Source organism: Variovorax robiniae, assembly GCF_037889955.1.
GTDB lineage: Bacteria > Pseudomonadota > Gammaproteobacteria > Burkholderiales > Burkholderiaceae_C > Variovorax > Variovorax robiniae.
Window position 1 is genome coordinate 663,832 of record NZ_JBBKZS010000001.1, and the last position, 18,351, is coordinate 682,182.

Consider the following 18,351-nt stretch of genomic DNA (forward strand, 5'->3'; position numbering starts at 1 on the left):
AGAGCGCCTGCTACATCCTCACTGCATAGACTACAGCCGCTCCCGCCGCCAGCGCCAGCGGCAAGAGCCAGCGCAACCTGGACGGCGACCTGCGCTTCCTGCCAAGCTGTTCGAGCCGCATCGGCAGCGACTGGACCGCCTCGATGCTGGCGTAGGGCTCGAAGCGCTCGTCCTGTTCGATGGCCTCGATCAAGCCAGCCAGCACGGCAGGGCTCTGGTCGTCGTGCTCATAGGCAGATGGTGTACGGCCCTGCGCCTGCTGCACGTGGGCCAGGTACATCCGCCCCTTCGACGAGAAGCCGATGAACTCCCCATTCATCGCCAGGATGCCGTGGTCCAGCAAGGCATCGAGACCGCGTCGGACGGCAGGCCGCTCGCTCACCGGTACGCTGGCCTGCAGGCCGGTGCGCAGCGTCCTGCTGTCACGGGCGGCGATCAGCCGCGCGCGGACCATCATCACCAGCATGGCGGCGACTGCCTCCCGGTCGGAAAGGTGTTGCGGCATGGCCTTGGCGCGCGGCCCCTCGCGTCAATGCGGCCGCGCCGGATCCGGGTACACCCAGGCGCCAAGGCGCGAGCGATCGAAGGGCCGCCACTGATCCGGCCGCTGCGCCAGCCGATCGGCCAGCGCATAGAGCACGGCCGGATGCGCGCCCAACCCGAGGTGACTCGCCAGCACCTCGATGTTCTCGGCCGCTACGCCCGGCTGCTCCACGCTGCAGCGCCACGACACCACGCCGTCCGTGCGGCTGAAGATGGAGGTGGTCGGCACCGGCGGCGTCGGCGTCACGAGCTGGCGGCGCGCCGCGTCGTCGGAGGGCTGGCCGCTGACCTTTTCGTAGATGTGCCATGCCCGGGTGGCGCGCGGGCTGCCGGTAAAGGGCGTGCCCAGCGTGACGACGCTGCGCACCATGTCGGGCTGGAGCGAAGCCATCATGCGGGCGAACACGCCGCCCAGGCTCCAACCGACCAGGCTCACCTTGCCGCTGGACTGGTGCAGCGACTTGAGCTTGCGCAGCATGCGGGCCTCCACGCCGGCGCGAGGCCCGAGGTTCTGTCCCTGGCCCCAGCCATGCGCGTCATAACCACGGCTGCGCAGGAAGCGCCGCATCAGTTCCGTGGATCGATCGCCGGCGCCCAGCCCGGGCAGCACCAGCACCGCATGGCCGTCACCGCGCGGCGTCAATTGCAACAGGGGCCACAGCGCGAGTGCGGCGCCGGCCTCATAGACGGCGCGGGCCTCGGCCAGCATGAGCCAGCGCGAGGGCGGCTCGAAGCCTTGCGACTCGAAGCGCGTGGACGCGGGGGTGAACTGAAGAACGCTTTCCATTGCGATGCCCTGATGTCGAAGTGAGGCAAAGACTGCGCCCGCCGCGCCGGGCCGGAAGTCAGACGCAGGCGGCAGTGCGCGCCGGATTTCGAGCAAGCGAGGGGTGGGTCCGCGCAACGGCCCCGCAGGGAACGGGCCAGTGACTTTCAGGTTTCAGGGCTTCGACGACAGCCGCCGATAGGCGCTGAAATGCCGGATCGCCAGTTGATGCCGGCCCTCGCGCGCATACAGCAGGGCCGCATTCTGGTGCGCATCGGCGATGTCCGGCTGCAAGCGCAGGCACTGCTCATAACTTTCCAGCGCCTCCTGCACACGGTCCAGGCCTTCGAGGGCCACGGCGCGGTTGTAGTGCACCAGCGGGTCGTCGGGGCAATGCAGGATCGCCTCGTCCAGCAGCCGGACGGCATCTTCGCAGCGCCCGCCTTCGCACATCATGAAGCCAAGGTTGAGGTACGCATGCGCATGCGACGGCTGCAGCGCCAGCACACGCCGGTAGGCCGCCTCGGCCGCGGCGACATCGGTCTCCTCGAGGTCTTCCGCCTGCGCAAAGATCGCGTCGACATCGACCGGCGGCGCAGCGCCTGGCTTGTTCGGCGCCGGCTTCGACAGCTGGCTGACGGAACCGGAAGCGCCAGTGCCCGGCGCCACGCTGAAGTCCATCACCAACTGGCCCGTGTCCGGCTCCCACTGCGAGCCGCCCGCCCGCACGGCGATGCGGTCGCCCACCGCCGTGATGCGCAAGCCGCTGACCGGCGCCTCCGCAGGCAGCGAACCCTTGAGGCGCCGCAGCGAGCGCAGGATCTGCCGCGTCGGAATCCCCGCCGCGCGCAGGTCATGGGCCGAGCGCAGCAGCACCAGGTCCTGGAAGGTGAAGCGCCAGCCGCCGCCCGGCTCGCGCGCGGGGTCCACGAAGCCGAGTTCGATCAGCTTGGAGACCGCGTGCCGGCTCAGGCCGGACGCCTGGCGAATGCCGCGCAGCGAATCGGCCGTGGATGCGGGCGGCGCGGCGGCTCCCACTTACTTTCGGGCGCGTGCGCGCACCGGCGCCGCGGCTTCATCCGTCGCCTTGGCCGCCTTGGGTGCGCGCTTGGCGCCCTTGGGCGACGCGATCGGCGTGACAACTTCCGCTTCGTCCGCAGCCGCGGGCCGGGCCGGGCGCTTGGCGGGCTGCTTGGCGCCGCCGGCGCCGCGCGAGAGGCTGGCGCGCAGCATCTCGGTGAGGTCGATCACCTCGGCGCCGCCGTGCGCCTCGTCCGGATGCTCGACCGCCACCACCTGCTTGCCTTCGATCTTGGCGTCGATCGCGGCCAGGATGCGCTTCTTCTCCTCGTCCTCGAACATGGTCGGCTCGTAGGTGTCGGCGGAGATCTGGTCGATCAACTGGAGCGCGAGCTTGAGCTCGGGCGCCGAGGGCGTCATCTGCTCGATGTCCAGGTCCTTCAGCGAACGCACCTCGTCCGCATACAGCAGTTGCTGCAGCACCAGGCCCTCGCCCTGCGCGCGCACCTGCACCACGTATTGCTTCGACTTCCATACCCATCGCGCCAGCGCACAGCGGCCGCTTTCGAGCATCGCCGCCTTCAACAGGTTGTAGGGCTTTCCGCCGCGCTTGTCGGGAGCGAGGAAGTAGGCCTTGTCGTAGTAGATCGGGTCGACCGCCTTCTCGGGAATGAAGGAGACGATGTCGATCAGGTGGCTCCCGCCCTCCTCCAGCGACTTCAGTTCGGCGGGCTCGAACAGCACGTATCGGTCCTTCTCGAACTCGTAGCCCTTCACCATGTCCGAGCGCGGCACGACGATAGACGGATCCTTCTCCGACACGTACTGCTGCTTCACCCGGGCGCCGTCCTTGGTCAGCAGGTTGAAGCGCACCGTGCCGGCGCTCTCCGTCGCCGAGTACAGGCGCACCGGAATCGACACCAGGCCAAAGCCGAGCGACAGGGATGCAAGGGAGCGAGCAGCCATCGACTTCTCCATGAGCGAAGCAACGGCTTGCAGCTTGCCACTTTCTGGCGATTTGACAAGCCGGATGCTGCCGCGCCGCAACAAGCCTGCAATTGCAGGCCGAATTAGCGATGCAAAGCTACCGGCAGGATTCCAATCGCCAAGCCCTTCCGCGGGAGCAGCCGAGCCACGCCGGCGGCAATTGCAGACACAACCCGCAATTCGCCAACGGAATTCTTCCAATTCGACTGCAGTTACGCATTGGAACATCGAAATAAAGCCATCATGGCGCGAAGTACCCGCAACACATCTCAATATTGAGCGGCTTATTGAAGCAACTGATAGAAAACGAGAGGACGCGAGTTTTCAGGCCAATTGGAATGTGCAGCGCAACCTTCGAAAGCCTTGGAAGCTGCCCCACACCCGCCCTCATGCGATGACCGGACGATGCGTACCCTCCCTCTGTAGCGCCGCCTGCGACCGGTTCATCAGGCCCGATTACTTTTTTGAAGTTTGCGAAGCCAGAAAAAGCAAGTAGGACATCAACACAATTGCATGTAGGATGCATCCTACAAAGATTTCTCTGACGCCTGGCTGAGATGAGCGCGAATTGTGTAGGCACTCTCCTACAAGATCAATCCTGCCAAATACCCCCAAATGGGTGATATTTTTTTAACGGTCAAATTAATACCAAACACATCCAAAACGTAGTGCCTTCGTACAACACCCGCCAATTACACACGTAAATAATGTGAATAATCTCTATTGGGCGACTGGTAAATCCATCCCAAAGAAGGCACCATTGGCGGCATGAAGAATCCGCTTTTCCTCCTTTTCAGCCTGCTCCTCACCGGCGCAGTGGTGTTGTTCATTGGCTGGCAGGCGCTGTTCGGAATCACGCTCCTGTCCTTCTGCACCTTGCTTTTCTCCCGCGAGGGACCGCCACTGACGCAGACCTCTACCGAAAGCGTGGACGCCACAGCAGCGCCCGCCGTCAAGTCTGAAGTCTCGGCCGACGGGGCAGGCATCGAGGAGGACATCGAGGACGCGATCGACGGCGCCGGCTGGTACTACCCGTTGGCCGACAAGGTGCTCGCGCTGTCGGCCGCCAACGAAACAAGCTTTGGTGATATCGAGCCCACCTCGGCGCAAGTGCCGTTCAACGCGGTGGCAGCCTGGTGATTTCGAATCAGGGCGTGAAGTCCAGCAGCTTCATCGCCTTCGCCAAGCCCTGCGGCGCGTAGCCATCCCACGGATCGTTACCCTGGTCGAGCCGTTCGTGAATATTGGCAATGGTCCACTGCGCGCCTCCGCGAATCTCCTCGACTTCATCCCACGCCAGCGGAATCGACACGCCCAGCCCCGGCCTCGCCCGCGCCGACCATGCCGACGCCGTGGTGGCGCCGAAGCCGTTGCGCAGGTAGTCCGGAAAGATCTTCCCGACCCGGTTCTTCGGCCCGCTCTTCGCGACGAACAACTGGGGAATGGTCCGCGCAAGGTGTTGCACGACGGCCTGCGAGAACGACTTCACCGTTTCCCAGTCGTGCTGCTTCTTCAGCGGTACCACCACATGCAGCCCCTTGCCACCGCTGGTCTTGACGAATGAGGTCAGGCCCAGCTCGTTCAACAGCACGCGAACCAGGTGCGCCGCCTTCTGCATCGACTTCCATGCGACGCCCTCGCCGGGGTCGAGGTCGAAGGTCATGCGATCGGGCTTGCCGATGGAAGTCTTGACGGCGTTCCAGGTGTGGAACTCCACCACGTTCATCTGCGCCGCCGACAGCACCGCTTGCACGCTCGGCACTTCCAGGTAGGCGGGATGGTCCGGATCCAGCGCCGTGTCCAGCGTCTTCACGCCCGGCATGCGGCCTTCGAGGTGCTTCTGGAAGAACAACTCGCCCTGCACACCCGACGGAGCGCGCACCAGCGACACCGGGCGGGCCTTCAGATGCACCAGCAGCAGCGGCGCCACCAACCCGTAGAAGCGCACCAGGTCCAGTTTCGTCAAGCCGGTCGATGGATCGATGACGCGCTCCGGATGGGTGACCTTGGGCATCGTTGCAGTGGACGGTCGTGCAGCCATGGATGGCACCTCCTGGGGCCGTTCGCGAGTGATCGCCTTTGCCGGCTTGTCGGCGCGCAGCCCGTGGAACACCGCATGCCGGATGCTCCCGGTGCGGGTCCAGTCGCCAAAGCTCACCTCCGCCAGCAGTTGGGGCTCCACCCAGTGCGCCGTGCGGTCCAGTTCGGTCGGCCCGCTGAGCGGCGACTTGCGCGTGGCCAGGGCATCGAGGCGCTTCTTCAGGTCGACCAGCGTCTTCTCGTCGAATCCCGTGCCGACGTTGCCGGCGTAGTTCAGCCTGCCTTCGTCGTCGTGCACCGCCAGCAGCAGCGAGCCGAAACCGTTGCGCGCGCCTCGGGGATCGGTATAGCCGGCGATGACGAATTCCTGCCGCTGCACGCACTTGAGCTTGATCCAGGTGTCCGCGCGGCGCATGACGTAGGGCGCGTCGCGTCGCTTGCCGATCAGGCCTTCGAGGCCCATGCGGCATGCGGAAGCCAGCAGGTCTTGTGGCCGCGCATCGAAGCTCTCGCTGAAGCGCAGTGCCGCGGGCGGACGGGCCAGCAACTTGTGCAGGATCGCGCGACGGACCTCCAGCGCCTCCTTGCGCAAGTCGCGGCCATTGAGAAAGGGCGCGTCGAACAGGTAGTAGACGATGCCCGCGGTGCGGCTGTTGTCGAAGGCATTCTGCAGTGCCTGGAAGTCGGGCAAGCCCTTGTCGTCGAGCACGACGATCTCGCCGTCGAGCCAGCCTGAGTCGAGCTTCAACGACTGGATCGCGGTGACCAGTTGCGCGAGCTTGTGCGTCCAGTCATGGCCGTTGCGGGTGAACAGTTGCACCGCCTTGCCATCGACACGTGCCAGCAGGCGGTACCCGTCGAGCTTCAGTTCATACGACCACTCCGCCACGCTGGCCGGAATGCTGTCGACCAGCGCGGCCAACTGCGGCTGCAACTTGGGAGGCAGAGCCGCCGCCTCGCCGGGCATGTCGACCGATGATTTCCCGCGCGACTTGCGCGCAGGCGCCTTGGGTGTCGATGCGGCGCGGGCTCGCAGCGGCACCACGCTGTCGGGCATTTCGTCGACCACGCTGAATTCCGCCGCCGGTCTGACGAAGGCATCCTTTTCCTTGATGAGCAACCACGGGACCTGCTTGCCGCCGTCACGCCCCTTGATGCGGATCAAGGCCCAGCGCCCGTGCATCTTGTGCCCGTCCAGTTCGAACTTGAGCATGCCCTCGCGGTAGCCCTTGCGGGCATCCTCCAGTGGCGTCCAGGTGCCCTCGTCCCAGATCACCACCTTGCCCGCGCCGTACTGGCCCTTGGGGATCACGCCTTCGAACTGGTTGTAGGCGATCGGATGGTCTTCCACCTGCATCGCCATGCGCTTGTCGTGCGTGTCGTAGCTGGGGCCCTTGGGCACCGCCCAGCTTTTCATCACACCGTCGAGTTCGAGCCGAAAGTCGTAGTGCAAACGGCTGGCCCAATGCTTCTGGATGACGAACGCAAGTGAACCGGAACGCGCTGTTCCACCTTCGGCAGGCTCGGGCGTGATGGCGAAATTGCGTTTCGCGCGGTAGCGCTTCAGTAGATCGTCGGACATGCTGCCTTCGGATTCGAATGGTCCCTAATTGATTGCAATTTCCAACTGTTTACTTTTCCATTCATTGCATGACGTGTCAGTCGATGCATCGATTTGACGCAGGACATCAACGCAAACCCTATCTGTCTCTCATGCGACACCTGCCAAAAATATCGCACCTTTAGCATCGCCGCACAAAAAATACGCGCATTGACGCGTGGGAGGCAAATCGATGAGTTCAAACGCAAGTGCCGTTCCAGGCACTCCGGCCGCGCACGCCGCCGACAAAGGCCGGGTTGAAGCGCTCTACAGGAAGATAGGTTGGCGGCTCCTGCCCATCCTCCTGCTTTCCTACATGATCGCGTTCCTTGACCGGGTCAACGTCGGCTATGCGCAACTGGGCATGAAGAAGACGCTGCCCTGGGACAACGAGGTCTACGCGCTGGGCGCGGGCATGTTCTTCGTCGGCTACCTGTTGTTCGAGGTACCGAGCAACCTCCTGCTGGCAAAGATCGGCGCGCGCAAGACGATGCTCCGCATCATGCTCCTGTGGGGAGCCTGTGCCGCGGGGATGATGTACGTCACGACACCCACCGAGTTCTACATTGTTCGCTTCATCCTCGGCGCGTGCGAGGCGGGCTTCTTCCCGGGCGTCATCCTCTACTTCACCTACTGGTATCCGTCGGTGCGGCGCGGGCAGGTGATCGCGATCTTCATGTCGGCGACGGCCATCATCAGCGTGCTGGCTGGCCCCATCTCCGGTGCGACGCTCAAGTACATGGACGGCCTGAACGGCTGGCATGGCTGGCAGTGGCTGTTCCTGACCCAGGGCGTTCCGGCCGTCATCCTGGGCGCCCTGGTGTTCCTGTGCCTGGATGACAAGCCGGACCAGGCCAAGTGGCTTTCCGATGCCGAGAAGAACCTGGTGCGCTACAACCTCGAGACGGACCCCGGCAACAACGACGCCCACGGCGGCCACTCCTTCGGACAAGTGCTGCGCGACCCGAAGGTCTACGTATTCGCAGCGTCGTACTTCATCCTGCTGGGCTGTGCCTACACCATCATCTTCTACACCCCCACCCTGATCCAGAGTTGGGGTGTCAAGGACGTGCTGCATGTCGGCCTGCTCGCCGCGATTCCGAACGTGTTCGGCGTGATCGGCATGATCCTGGTGGGCCGCAATTCGGACAGGACGGGCGAGCGGCGCTTCCACTATTTCATTTCCGTCGCGCTGGCCGCCATCGGCATGGGCATCACGACCCTCACCATCGGCAATCTCACCGGCTCCCTGCTGGCACTGTGCATCGCAACGATCGGCATGACCAGCGCCACGCCGCTCTTCTGGACCGCCGCCACCGAGTACCTGCCGAAGGCATCGGCTGCAGGTGGCATCGCCTTCGTGAGCAGCCTGGGCGCCATCGGCCCGTCGGTGTTTCCTTCGATCAACGCGGCGATCACCAAGGCCACGGGCAGCCCCACCGCCGGCATCTACGCGGTGATGGTGGCCTATTTCATCTGCGGCTCGCTTCTGGTGGCCGTGGTTGGCAAGCGCAAGGCCGGCTACGTGCCGGGACCGAAGGTCGCCGTGCACTGAACGCACGCATCTGCCCACTGAAGTCCCGCGCCGGGTTCCGCCCGCCGCGGGACTTTTTCTTGGCGCTGCGCTTGCGCCTACACCAAGGAATACACCTAGCGCCATCGCGTTGACCGTCTTTTTGTGTATCGATACAGTAAATCGTTCCACCAATCGCGATGGAGCCGTTTCACCCAAGACAGGAGACACAAGATGACCATGATTTCCAGGCGCAGGTTCGTCCAGGCTTCCTCGGCTGTCTCCCTCGCGGCGGCAACTCTTGGCGTGTCGAGGACGGCCGGCGCGCAGGCCCCGATCGCGCTGCGGCTTTCCTCGTCGCTGGCGGCCGACCAGAACTCGGCCCACTTCGTGTGGACCCAGCTGATGCAGACGAACCTGAAGGCCGCCGTCGGCGACCAGATCCGCATCGACTACTTCCCCAACAACCAGCTCGGCAAGGAAGCCGACGTGGTGCAGCAGGTCAAAGTGGGCTCGATCGACATGATGACCACCGGCTCGTCGATCTGGGCCACGGTCACGCCGCAGTTCGGCATGCTCGACCTGGGCTACCTGTTCGACAGCTACGAGCATGTGGCCAAGTCGCTCGACGGCGGCGTGGGCGCCAAGCTGAATGACATGCTGCAGAAGGGCACGGGCTGCCAGGTCATCACCTGGGCCCAGCACTTCGGCGCGCGCAGTGTGTACACCAAGCAGCCGGTCAAGTCGCTGGCCGACATCAAGAACGTCAAGCTGCGCGTGCTGCCCACGCCGGCCTTCATCGAGACCTTCAAGATCATGGGCGCGATCCCGACGCCGATCTCCTTTGGTGAGCTCTACATGGCGGCGCAGACCGGCGTGGTCGATGGCTTCGAGCATGACGCGGCCACCGTGGTCGCCAACAAGCTCAACGAGGTGGTCAAGCATTGCTGGACCACCGAGCACCTGTTCAGCCCGATGGTGTGCGTGGCCGGCAAGCGCGCGATGGACAGGATTCCGGCCGACCTGCGTCCCGCCTTCCTGAAAGCCGCCGCCGACGCCACAACGCAGCAACGCACGATCGGCGCGACCAAAGGCACGCAGGCCATCGAGGAACTGAAGAAGCTGGGCATCACCTTCGCGCCCATGGCGAAGAACGAGCGCGACCAGGTCCGCAAGGAAATGGACGAGAGGCTCTGGACCGGCTTCGCGAAGCAGTACCCCGACACCGCGCCCCTGTTCGCCTCCATCTCCGCCGCGCGCGGCTGACATGTCCACCGTCCTGCCCGCCCTCCCCGATTCGCCTGCCGCCCCGGCCTTGGGATTCGACGTCAGCCATGCCTCGGGCCGCTGGCTGGCCAGGCTGATGCACTTCACCGAATACGTCGCCGGTGCGGTGCTGGCCGTCGACGTGATGGTGGTGTTCGTCTCGGTCGTGTTCCGCTACTTCCTGCATTCACCCTTCGACTGGGCCGAGGAAGTGGCGCGCGCGCTGATGATCATCCAGGTGTTCTTCGGCGCGGCGACGGTGCTGGCGCGCAGCCGGCACGTGGGCATCGACCTGTTCCGCGGGATGCTGCCGGAAAGCTGGCAACCGGCGCTGGTGCAGTTCAGCGGCTGGATCATCGTCGGCGTGTCGGCGAGCCTGTTCGCGTCGTCGTGCGAACTGCTGGTCGATTCCTACAGCATGACCACGCCGATCGGCTTTCCGCAATGGATGTACGTCTACCCGGTGGCGATCGGCAGCCTGTTCATGACGCTGTTCGGCCTGGCGAACGCGGTGAACGGGCCGCCGCGCGTGGTGTGGGGCACGCTCGGGGTCGGCCTCGCCATGGTGGCCTTCGTCTGCGCATGGAATACGTGGATGCCAACGCATGCGATCGCGCCCTGGATGCTGCTCACCACGGCCTTCCTCGGCGGCCTGCTGCTGGGCCTGCCGATTGCCTTCGTGCTGGCCTTGTCGTCGCTGGTCTATTTCATGGCCGACCCATCGCTCCCGATGCTGGTGTATTCGCAGCAGGTGATGGCGGGCACCGACCACTACGTGCTGCTGGCGATTCCCTTCTTCGTGCTGGCCGGCCTGCTGATGGAAGCCAACGGCATGTCCTCGCGGCTGATCGAGCTGCTGCTGCGCATGTTCGGCCGGCTGCGTGGCGGACTGGGGCTGATCACGATCACGGCAACGGCCTTCTTCTCCGGCGTGTCGGGCTCCAAGCTGGCCGACATCGCCGCGGTGGGCGGGATCATCATGCCGGCGGTGCGCAAGACGAAGCAGGACCCGAACGAAACCGCCGGCCTGCTCGCCTGCACCGCCGTCATGGCCGAGACGATCCCGCCCTGCATCAACATGATCATCATGGGCTTCGTCGCCAACATCTCGATTGCCGGGCTGTTCATGGCGGGCCTGGTGCCGGCGGCCGTGCTGGCCTTGTCGCTGGCAGCCGTGACGATCTACGTCGGCCACAAGATCAATCCGGACGAAGCCTTCGACGTGCGCACGCCGATGCTGCGCCTGCTCGGCGGCGCGCTGGTCGCGCTCATCATGGTGGCGATGATCGGCAAGGGCGTCACCTCCGGCGTCGCGACGTCGACCGAGGTGTCGGCCTTCGCGGTGATGTATGCGCTGGTGATCGGCTGGCTGGCGTTTCGCGAGCTCACGGTCCGGTCGGTGGTGCAGTTGTTCGTGCGCTCGGCCTCGATGGCGGGCGGCATCCTGTTCATCGTCGCGGCGGCGTCGAGCCTGTCTTTCGCGCTGACGATCCAGCAGATCCCGCAGTACCTCTCCTCCTTCATGATCGGCTTCGCGCATTCGTACGGCAGCACCATGTTCGTGCTGCTGTCGATGCTCATCATGATCCTGTTCGGCGCGGTGCTGGAAGGTGCGCCGGCGTTGATCATCTTCGGCCCTCTGCTGACGCCCATTGCCGCGCAGCTGGGCGTGAACCCGCTGCACTTCGGCACGGTGATGGTGATCGCGATGGGACTGGGCCTGTTCGCGCCGCCTGTGGGACTGGGGCTGTTCGCGACCTGCGCGATCACCGGCACGCAGGTGAAGGATGTGGCCCGTCCGATGATGAAATACCTGGTCGTGCTGTTCGTGACGCTGGTGCTGCTGGCGCTGGTGCCGGCCTTCTCGCTCTGGCTGCCGACGCGCATGGGGCTGTAGAGTGCAACCGATGACCTGGAGAGATTGATTGAGCAGCATCCACGATGTGGCCAACCGTGCCGGCGTGTCGACCAGCACGGTGTCGAACGTATTGAACGGCCGCAACGACCGCATGAAGTCCGAGACGCTTGCGCGCGTCGAGGCGGCCATCCGCGAGCTGAAATACCGGCCCAACACCTCGGCGCGCCAGCTGAAGACCGGCCACACGCCGCTGCTCGGCGTGCTGGTGCCGTCGATGGCCAACCCGATGTACGGCTTCATCGCGCGCGAGATCGAGACGCTGGCGCAGGAGCGCCACGGCTTCCGCATCATGATCGGCAACACCTACCGCGACCGGGACAAGGAGGCGCGCTTCTTCGACGACCTCATGGCGCATGGCGTGCGCGGCGTGATCATCATCTCGTCGCTGATCGACGAGCAGCACTTCGAGCGCGCCGGCGAGCGCGGGCTGGTGATGGTGAGCTATGACCGCCGTGCCACGCCCGGCGTGGCGTCGGTGATCGATCACGTGTCGGTCGACAGCTTCGAGTCGGCGCGGCTCGCGACGGAGCACCTGATTGCGCAAGGGCACAAGCACATCGCCTATGTCACGCCATCGGGCCGCACGATGAGCCGCAACGAGAAGATCAACGGCTTCCTGCATGCGGCCAGGGTGGGTGGTGTCGAGGCGACCGCGCAGGTCGTCGAGGGCCTGCCGGTCGACGAATACGGCGACTCGATGATGAGCGAGCTCGGCCGCATGCAGGCCGGGCTGCTCGCGAAGGCGAAGCAGCGCCCGACCGGCGTGGTCGGCGTCAACGACATCCTCGCGTTCGGGTTGATGGCGGGTTTCAGGGACGCGGGGCTGTCGGTGCCGCGCGACGTGTCGGTGGTCGGCATCGACAACGTCTTCCTGTCGGGCCTGATGAACCCTGCCATGACCAGCGTGCGCGTGCCCGTCCCGGAGATGGCGCAGGTGATGGTCGAGCGGGTGATGAGCCGCCTGGTCGATGCCGACATTCCCACCGGCGAGTTCATGTTCCAGCCCACCTTGGTCATGCGCGACTCGGTGGCGCCGCCGCCGCGCCCATCGCGCAGAGGCAGCCGATGACGACTGTCTTCGTGAGCCACTCCCCCGGCCAATTGGCGCAGTACTACGGTGCCAAGGCCACGGCCGCGCTGCAGGCAATTGCGCAGGTGCGCTTCAACCCCGGCGACGCTCCGCTCTCGCCCGCCGCCCTGGCCGCGCTGGCGCAGGACTGCGACGTGATCGTCTCGTACCGGCAGACCGCGGGCGACGAGGCGCTGTTCGCCGCCCTGCCCCGGCTCAAGGCCTTCGTGCGCTGCGCCATCGACATTCGCAACATCGACATCGAGGCCGCGAACCGGCACGGCGTGCTCGTGACGCAGGCCAGTGCGGGCTTCATTCCCTCGGTGACGGAATGGATCGTCGGCGTGATGATCGACCTGAGCCGCGGCATCAGCGCGTCCGCGGCGCTGTTCCACGCAGGCCGGCCGGCGCCGCCGGTGATGGGGCGTGAACTGCGCGGCTCGACGCTGGGTGTCATCGGCTACGGCCAGATCAGCCGGCACCTGTGCGACGTGGCACTCGCGCTCGGCATGCGCGTCGTCGTGCACGACCCCTTTGCGGAGACAGGTCGCGCGGAACTGCCGCAGGTCGGCTTCGACGAGTTGCTGCGCATGTCTGACCACGTCGTATGCCTGGCCGCGGCCACCAAAGCCACCGAGAACATGATGAACGCGCGTGCCTTCTCGCTGATGCAGCCGCACGCGTACTTCATCAACGCATCGCGCGGCGAACTGCTCGACGAGGCCGCGCTGCTCGCGGCCCTGGACGCCGGAACCATCGCGGGTTGTGCGATGGACGTGGGCCGGGCGCCCGACCAGATGCCGACGCCTTCGATCGCAGCGCATCCGCGCGTCATCGCCACGCCGCACATCGGCGGCCTGACGCCGCCGGCCATCGAGCACCAGGCGATGGAAACTGTCTCGCAGGTCGCCGCACTGATGCAAGGCCAGGTGCCGCAAGGCGCCGTCAACGCGCAGCAAGCCTTCCGCTGGCGCCAGGGTTGCGCCGCCACCGCGCAGCCCTGACGGGCCGCTGAAACGGGTCTGTCGTCCGCGACCCGCTACAGCGCAGCGGGATCGCGGCGCATCGCCACGGCTAGCCGCGCACCCACTTCGGCGTTGTGCTTCACCAGCGCGATGTTGGTCGACAGGCTGCGCCCGCCCGTCAGTGCCTTGATACGGGCCAGCAGGAACGGCGTGACGGCCTTGCCGGTGATGCCTTGCGTTGCGCATTCGGCGAGGGCCTGCGCGGTGATGGCATCGATCTCCTCGCGCGGCATGGCCGCCGCCTCCGGCACCGGCGTGCTCAACACCACGCCACCGGCCAGGCCCAGGTCCCACTTGGTGCGGATGAAGCGCGCCTGCGCCGCTGCATCGTCCAGTCGGTAGTCCGCGCGAAAGCCGCTGTCGCGCGTGTAGAAAGCGGCGAAGTTGTCCTGCTCGCAACTCAGCACCGGCACGCCGTACGTCTCCAGGTATTCCAGCGTGAGCCCGATGTCGAGGATGGACTTGGCGCCTGCACACACCACGGCCACGGACGTCCGCGCCAATTCCTGCAAGTCGGCCGAGATGTCGAAAGTCTCCGGCGCACCGCGATGCACGCCACCCAGGCCGCCCGTGACGAAGACCTCGATGCCGGCCAGCGCCGCGCAGATCATCGTGCCGGCCACGGTGGTGGCGCCCAGGCTGCCGCTGGCGAGCACCGCGGGAAGATCGCGTCGACTGACCTTGGCGGCCTGGCCAGAGCGGCCGAGCAACTCCAGTTCATCGTCCGCAAGGCCGATGCGGATCCTGCCGCCGATCAGCGCGATGGTGGCCGGCTCTGCGCCGAGGTCGCGGATGAGCGCCTCGACTTCGCGCGCTGTCCGGACGTTCTCCGGATACGGCATGCCGTGCGCGATGATGGTGGACTCCAGCGCCACGATCGGGCGGCCCGCCGCCTGGGCGGCAGCCACCGGGGCACTGAAGACGAGCCACGAGGCGGCAAGGTTGGCGGGCATGTCGGGGCTGTGCTTTCGTTGGTGGAAGGGACGGCCTTACTGTAGCCTCGGCCCCATTGCCTTCTTCCCGAGGATGGAGCGGACATGGCTGACAAGATCCTGGTGTTCTACGGCTCGTACCGGTCCGACCGGATGGGTGTGCGCCTCGCGGACTACATCGTCGCGAAACTGCGGGCGCGCGGCGCCGACGCGGAACTGATGGACGCCAAGGCCATCGACCTGCCCATGCTCGACCGCATGTACAAGGAATATCCCAAGGGCAGCGCGCCACCCCGGATGGAAGCGCTGGCCGAGAGCATCCGCGGCGCCGATGCCTTCGTCTTCGTGACCGGCGAATACAACTGGGGCCCGCAACCCGGCCTGAAGAACCTGACGGATCACTTCCTCGAGGAATGGTTCTGGCGGCCGGCCGCCATCGCGAGCTATTCCGCCGGACGCTTCTCCGGCGTCCGCTCCGGCACGGTCTGGCATTCGATCCTGTCCGAGATGGGGATGGTGGTCATCTCGAGCACGCTCGCGGTCGGGCCGATCTCGCAGACACTGGACGCGGAAGGCAAGCCCATCGGGAGTGGCGGCCAGTCGCTGGACCGGTCCTTCGGGCGCTTCGCGGATGACCTGGCCTGGTGGACCGAGGCGGCGCGGGCGCAGCGCGAGCGGAAGGCGCCGCCCTACTGAAGCCAGCCCCATCGATCTACTTGATGCTCACGACCTCCGCCTGGGCCCGCGCGTCAGGCGACGAGGCGTTGACACGCATGAGCTTCTCGCCCTCGCGGAAAAACAGCCAGCAGCCGTCCTCCGCCTTGGTTGCATCGGTCGGTGAACCCGTCAAGGTCGGGTTGAACTTCGCGCAGAAGCTGCCGTCGGCCTTCAAATCCCAGCGGCCCACGACGCTGATGCTGGTTTGGTTCGTCCCCACGCTGTAGAAGTAGACGCGGCCACCGTTTCGCAGGTCCAGGTTGTAGAAAGTCTTGGCTCCGATCTCCCGCAGCGTGAGCTTCTTGTCGGCCAGCAACTTCTGGAGCTCATCCTGGGAAAGGAAAGCGCGTGCCTGCCCGAGCAGTGGCGCATTCGCCGGGGCGGCTTGCGCACTTGGCCTGGCGGCCGCCACGGTGGTGGATGGCGGAGACGGACGCGCGGTTTCGGGCACGGCCGTGGGGGGAGGCACCGCGGCAGCCAACGGCTGGGGCGCGAGCGGCGCCAAAGGCGCTGGCGCGGGCGCGCGTGCCGGCGGTGGCGCAATCGCCACGGCGGCGGGTGCCGGCGTCGATAACTGCGGTACTGCGGGCTGTGGTGGCGCCGAGGCCGCCTCGCGCTGCGTGCGCGCCAGGAAGCTCTCGATGTCCTTGTCTTTCGCGGCCTGCTCCTGCGCCGGGGCGGCAGGCAACGCAGCAGGCGCAGGCGTCGCCGCTTCCGGACGAGGCGCCGCAGCAGGCCGCACGCTCGCCTGCGCAGCGGCAGGCGGCCGGCCCGCTGAAGGGTTGAAGCTGAAATCCGATGTCAGCGAGGTATTGACCCAAGGCAACTGCCTTCCGGCCGTATCGCGCAACACCTTGACCCGCACGTTCTTGAACATCTGCTCGACCTCGATGCCCGGCACCATGATCTCCTGGGCGAGGCTGCGGGTGTAGATGCTGTTGCTGCCGTCCGGGCCGTCTTCCGCCGGCGCGCCGGGCGCGGATGCAAAGGCGATCAAGGTGCCGCGCGCGCCCATCTCAGCCAGGCCGCCGGCCGAATTGATGTTGCGCGTCTTCTTCGTGAACGGGTTGTCCCGGCAAGCGTCCAGGATCACGATGCGCGGGTGCGAGCCCACCTTGTCGATGCGGCTGAGGAACAGCTCGTCGATGTCGACCGACTCGTCCTTCACCTCCTCCTGGTCGCGCAGGTTGATGTCCACCGGCAACAGGTAGTTGCGCCCGTCGATCTGCATGCCGTGGCCGGCGTAGTACAGCACCGCTGTGGCATCGTCCTTCTGCACCTGGCGCGCGAACTCGCGCAGCACCCGCCTGAACTGCAGCACGCCGATGTTGAGTTGCTCGTTGACCTCGAAGCCCAGCTTGCGCAGGTTGCCGGCGATCAGCCTGGCGTCGTTCTCGGGGTTGCCGAGCCGCGCCCGCGAGTACTCGGAATTGCCGATCACCAAGGCGATGCGCCGGTCGGCCGGCCGGTCCTGCGCCAGCGCGGGAGCGATCTGCAACGCGAGCATGAGCCAGCAGGCGACCAGGCGGAGGATGGACATGCGGTCGAATATCCACCCGCATCGCGGCGATTGCAACCGTCCCGTATTTTTGAACGCCTTCAAGCCGGCCGAAGCCTCTCGATCACCGCCGACAACCGCGCCATGGTCGCGTCGTCCCCCGCGTTCGCGAGGCTGAGCTCCAACTGCCCAATGATGCTCTTGAGTTGCCAGTCGGCCGCATCGCCACTCTCGACTTCATCGGCCAGCGCCTCGGCCTTGTCGGCATCACCCGAGTCGAAGGCCGCGACCAGCAAGGTGGCGCGCAGCCACGGGTCCGTCGAGCCGCGCTGCCGGGCCCGCTCGCACGCCGCGATCACCAACTGCAGGACCGACAGCGCCAGCTTCTCATCGCCCGCACGCTTGCGGATGCGGTACAGGCTCGGCAGGTTGCTGGAGCAGTAGTACTCGTTCAGGTCCAGCTGCATGCCCTTCTCGTAGTTGTCGATGGAGCGGGCCAGGAATTTCCTCGCATCCTCCGGCGTCGTCGCGTCCTTGTACAAGCGCTTGTAGCGCCCGCCCAGGAGCCCCATCAATTCGGGCGTCGGCTTGGACGTGGCGACCATGGCCTCCACCGCCGCGATCGCATCGACATGCTGGCCCGCGTAAGACAGCGCCAGCGCGCGCTGCTCGATGAGTTCGGGGATCGCCCGCAGTTCGGCGTTCAGGCCATCGATGAACTTGACCACCAGGTTCCAGTCGTCCGTCGTGTCGGCACAGTCGCGCAGCATCAGCATCAGCGCGATGGCCACGGCGCCGATCATCGGCCCTTTCACATAGCTGTCCGCCAACGTTTGTGCGCGCGCCATCCGCTCCGTCTTCGGGAATGCGCGGACCGTTCGCAATTCGGCCTGGAAAGCCGCGAGCATCGCCATCTGGTCCTTCATGCCTGCGGCGGTGCTCTCGTCGACCTCGGTCGGATAACCCGGAATCGCGCCGTGCATGGGAGACGTGCCAGCAGCGAGCCCGACGATTGCATCCTTGATCGCGGCCTGGATCGCGGCGGCCGTGTCCGGAAGGATCGCCCCTTCCGGCAACGGATAGCGCACCGTGCGCATCTGGGCCAGGTCGAACAACTGGCGCGACCAGTCCGCGGCCAGCAGCACGCAGCCCTTGCGGCGCGCGGCATGGCGAATGCCGATCTCGTAGTAGACGTTTCCATTGGCGATCGTCATGTCCGCCAGCACCAGGTCCGCGAAGAAAAGGCGCTCCAGCATCTGCGTGATGATCATCGCGCCCGTGTCCTGGTCGGCCCGGACCGGCTGATAGCCCAAGGCCTCGATCACCGGCACATAGGCGTTGTCCCACAGCGCATTGAAGTCGATCTCCGCCGGCCCCTTGCCCGGTTCCGCCAGCGTGGCCTTCTTGCCATAGGGCATCACCATGAAGCACAGGGGCTTGAAGATCACGCTGCTCAT

The 18,351-nt window shown here is 65.9% G+C and carries 16 protein-coding genes; 8 read left to right on the forward strand and 8 right to left on the reverse strand.

Annotated features, from left to right (window positions below; translation table 11 throughout):
• Window positions 1-10 precede the first annotated feature (10 nt).
• The 4 genes from WKW79_RS02860 to ku form a co-directional block, all read right to left on the reverse strand.
• Window positions 11-505 carry a hypothetical protein gene (locus WKW79_RS02860; RefSeq protein WP_340333578.1) on the reverse strand — a complete coding sequence of 165 codons (495 nt, stop codon included), beginning with the start codon at window positions 503-505 and terminating at the stop codon, window positions 11-13.
• A 24-nt stretch (window positions 506-529) separates the two neighbouring features.
• Window positions 530-1,330: an esterase/lipase family protein gene (locus tag WKW79_RS02865; protein WP_340333579.1), complete on the reverse strand. Its 801-nt coding sequence runs from the start codon at window positions 1,328-1,330 to the stop codon at window positions 530-532.
• Window positions 1,331-1,483: 153 nt separating this feature from the next.
• Window positions 1,484-2,347, reverse strand: coding sequence for a tetratricopeptide repeat protein (locus tag WKW79_RS02870; RefSeq protein WP_340333580.1), 864 nt, complete (start codon window positions 2,345-2,347; stop codon window positions 1,484-1,486).
• A complete protein-coding gene (gene ku / locus WKW79_RS02875) occupies window positions 2,348-3,295 on the reverse strand; it encodes a non-homologous end joining protein Ku (protein ID WP_340333581.1) in 948 nt (315 codons plus the stop codon). It lies immediately after the preceding gene.
• A gap of 10 nt (window positions 3,296-3,305) precedes the next feature.
• On the opposite strand from ku, the gene WKW79_RS02880 reads away from it, so the two are divergent.
• Both WKW79_RS02880 and WKW79_RS02885 read left to right on the forward strand, forming a co-directional pair.
• Complete coding sequence (locus WKW79_RS02880; protein ID WP_340333582.1) at window positions 3,306-3,812, forward strand: hypothetical protein; 507 nt, start codon at window positions 3,306-3,308, stop codon at window positions 3,810-3,812.
• Between the two features lie 272 nt (window positions 3,813-4,084).
• The gene (locus WKW79_RS02885; protein WP_340333583.1) at window positions 4,085-4,456 is read left to right on the forward strand and encodes a hypothetical protein; all 372 of its coding nucleotides are present in this window, start codon (window positions 4,085-4,087) and stop codon (window positions 4,454-4,456) included.
• Between the two features lie 7 nt (window positions 4,457-4,463).
• On the opposite strand, the gene ligD is transcribed toward WKW79_RS02885, so the two are convergent.
• The gene (gene ligD, locus WKW79_RS02890; protein WP_340333584.1) at window positions 4,464-6,938 is read right to left on the reverse strand and encodes a DNA ligase D; all 2,475 of its coding nucleotides are present in this window, start codon (window positions 6,936-6,938) and stop codon (window positions 4,464-4,466) included.
• A gap of 211 nt (window positions 6,939-7,149) precedes the next feature.
• Here ligD and WKW79_RS02895 point away from each other — a divergent pair, with 211 nt between their 5' ends.
• The 5 genes from WKW79_RS02895 to WKW79_RS02915 all read left to right on the forward strand — a co-directional run bounded on the left by WKW79_RS02895 (window position 7,150) and on the right by WKW79_RS02915 (window position 13,726).
• Window positions 7,150-8,511: an MFS transporter gene (locus tag WKW79_RS02895; RefSeq protein WP_340333585.1), complete on the forward strand. Its 1,362-nt coding sequence runs from the start codon at window positions 7,150-7,152 to the stop codon at window positions 8,509-8,511.
• Window positions 8,512-8,703: 192 nt separating this feature from the next.
• Window positions 8,704-9,735: a TRAP transporter substrate-binding protein gene (locus WKW79_RS02900; RefSeq protein ID WP_340333586.1), complete on the forward strand. Its 1,032-nt coding sequence runs from the start codon at window positions 8,704-8,706 to the stop codon at window positions 9,733-9,735.
• A 1-nt stretch (window position 9,736) separates the two neighbouring features.
• Window positions 9,737-11,632 (forward strand): TRAP transporter large permease, encoded by a 1,896-nt coding sequence (locus WKW79_RS02905; RefSeq protein WP_422823791.1) that lies wholly within the window; start codon window positions 9,737-9,739, stop codon window positions 11,630-11,632.
• Window positions 11,633-11,660: 28 nt separating this feature from the next.
• On the forward strand, window positions 11,661-12,722 hold the full coding sequence (locus WKW79_RS02910; protein ID WP_340333587.1) for a LacI family DNA-binding transcriptional regulator: 1,062 nt from the start codon (window positions 11,661-11,663) through the stop codon (window positions 12,720-12,722).
• Entirely contained in the window at window positions 12,719-13,726 is a 1,008-nt protein-coding gene (locus tag WKW79_RS02915; protein ID WP_340333588.1) for an NAD(P)-dependent oxidoreductase, read from the forward strand. Before WKW79_RS02910 ends, WKW79_RS02915 begins: the two co-directional genes overlap by 4 nt.
• 35 nt (window positions 13,727-13,761) lie before the next feature.
• On the opposite strand, the gene WKW79_RS02920 is transcribed toward WKW79_RS02915, so the two are convergent.
• Window positions 13,762-14,700: a pseudouridine-5'-phosphate glycosidase gene (locus WKW79_RS02920; RefSeq protein ID WP_340333589.1), complete on the reverse strand. Its 939-nt coding sequence runs from the start codon at window positions 14,698-14,700 to the stop codon at window positions 13,762-13,764.
• 84 nt (window positions 14,701-14,784) lie between these two features.
• Here WKW79_RS02920 and WKW79_RS02925 point away from each other — a divergent pair, with 84 nt between their 5' ends.
• Window positions 14,785-15,375 (forward strand): NADPH-dependent FMN reductase, encoded by a 591-nt coding sequence (locus WKW79_RS02925; protein ID WP_340333590.1) that lies wholly within the window; start codon window positions 14,785-14,787, stop codon window positions 15,373-15,375.
• Window positions 15,376-15,391: 16 nt separating this feature from the next.
• Here WKW79_RS02925 and WKW79_RS02930 read toward each other — a convergent pair whose 3' ends face one another.
• Together WKW79_RS02930 and WKW79_RS02935 are read right to left on the reverse strand one after the other, a co-directional pair.
• Window positions 15,392-16,936, reverse strand: a complete 1,545-nt coding sequence (locus WKW79_RS02930) for a caspase family protein (protein ID WP_340333591.1) — start codon at window positions 16,934-16,936, stop codon at window positions 15,392-15,394.
• 59 nt (window positions 16,937-16,995) lie between these two features.
• Complete coding sequence (locus WKW79_RS02935) at window positions 16,996-18,351, reverse strand: TRAFs-binding domain-containing protein (RefSeq protein ID WP_340333592.1); 1,356 nt, start codon at window positions 18,349-18,351, stop codon at window positions 16,996-16,998.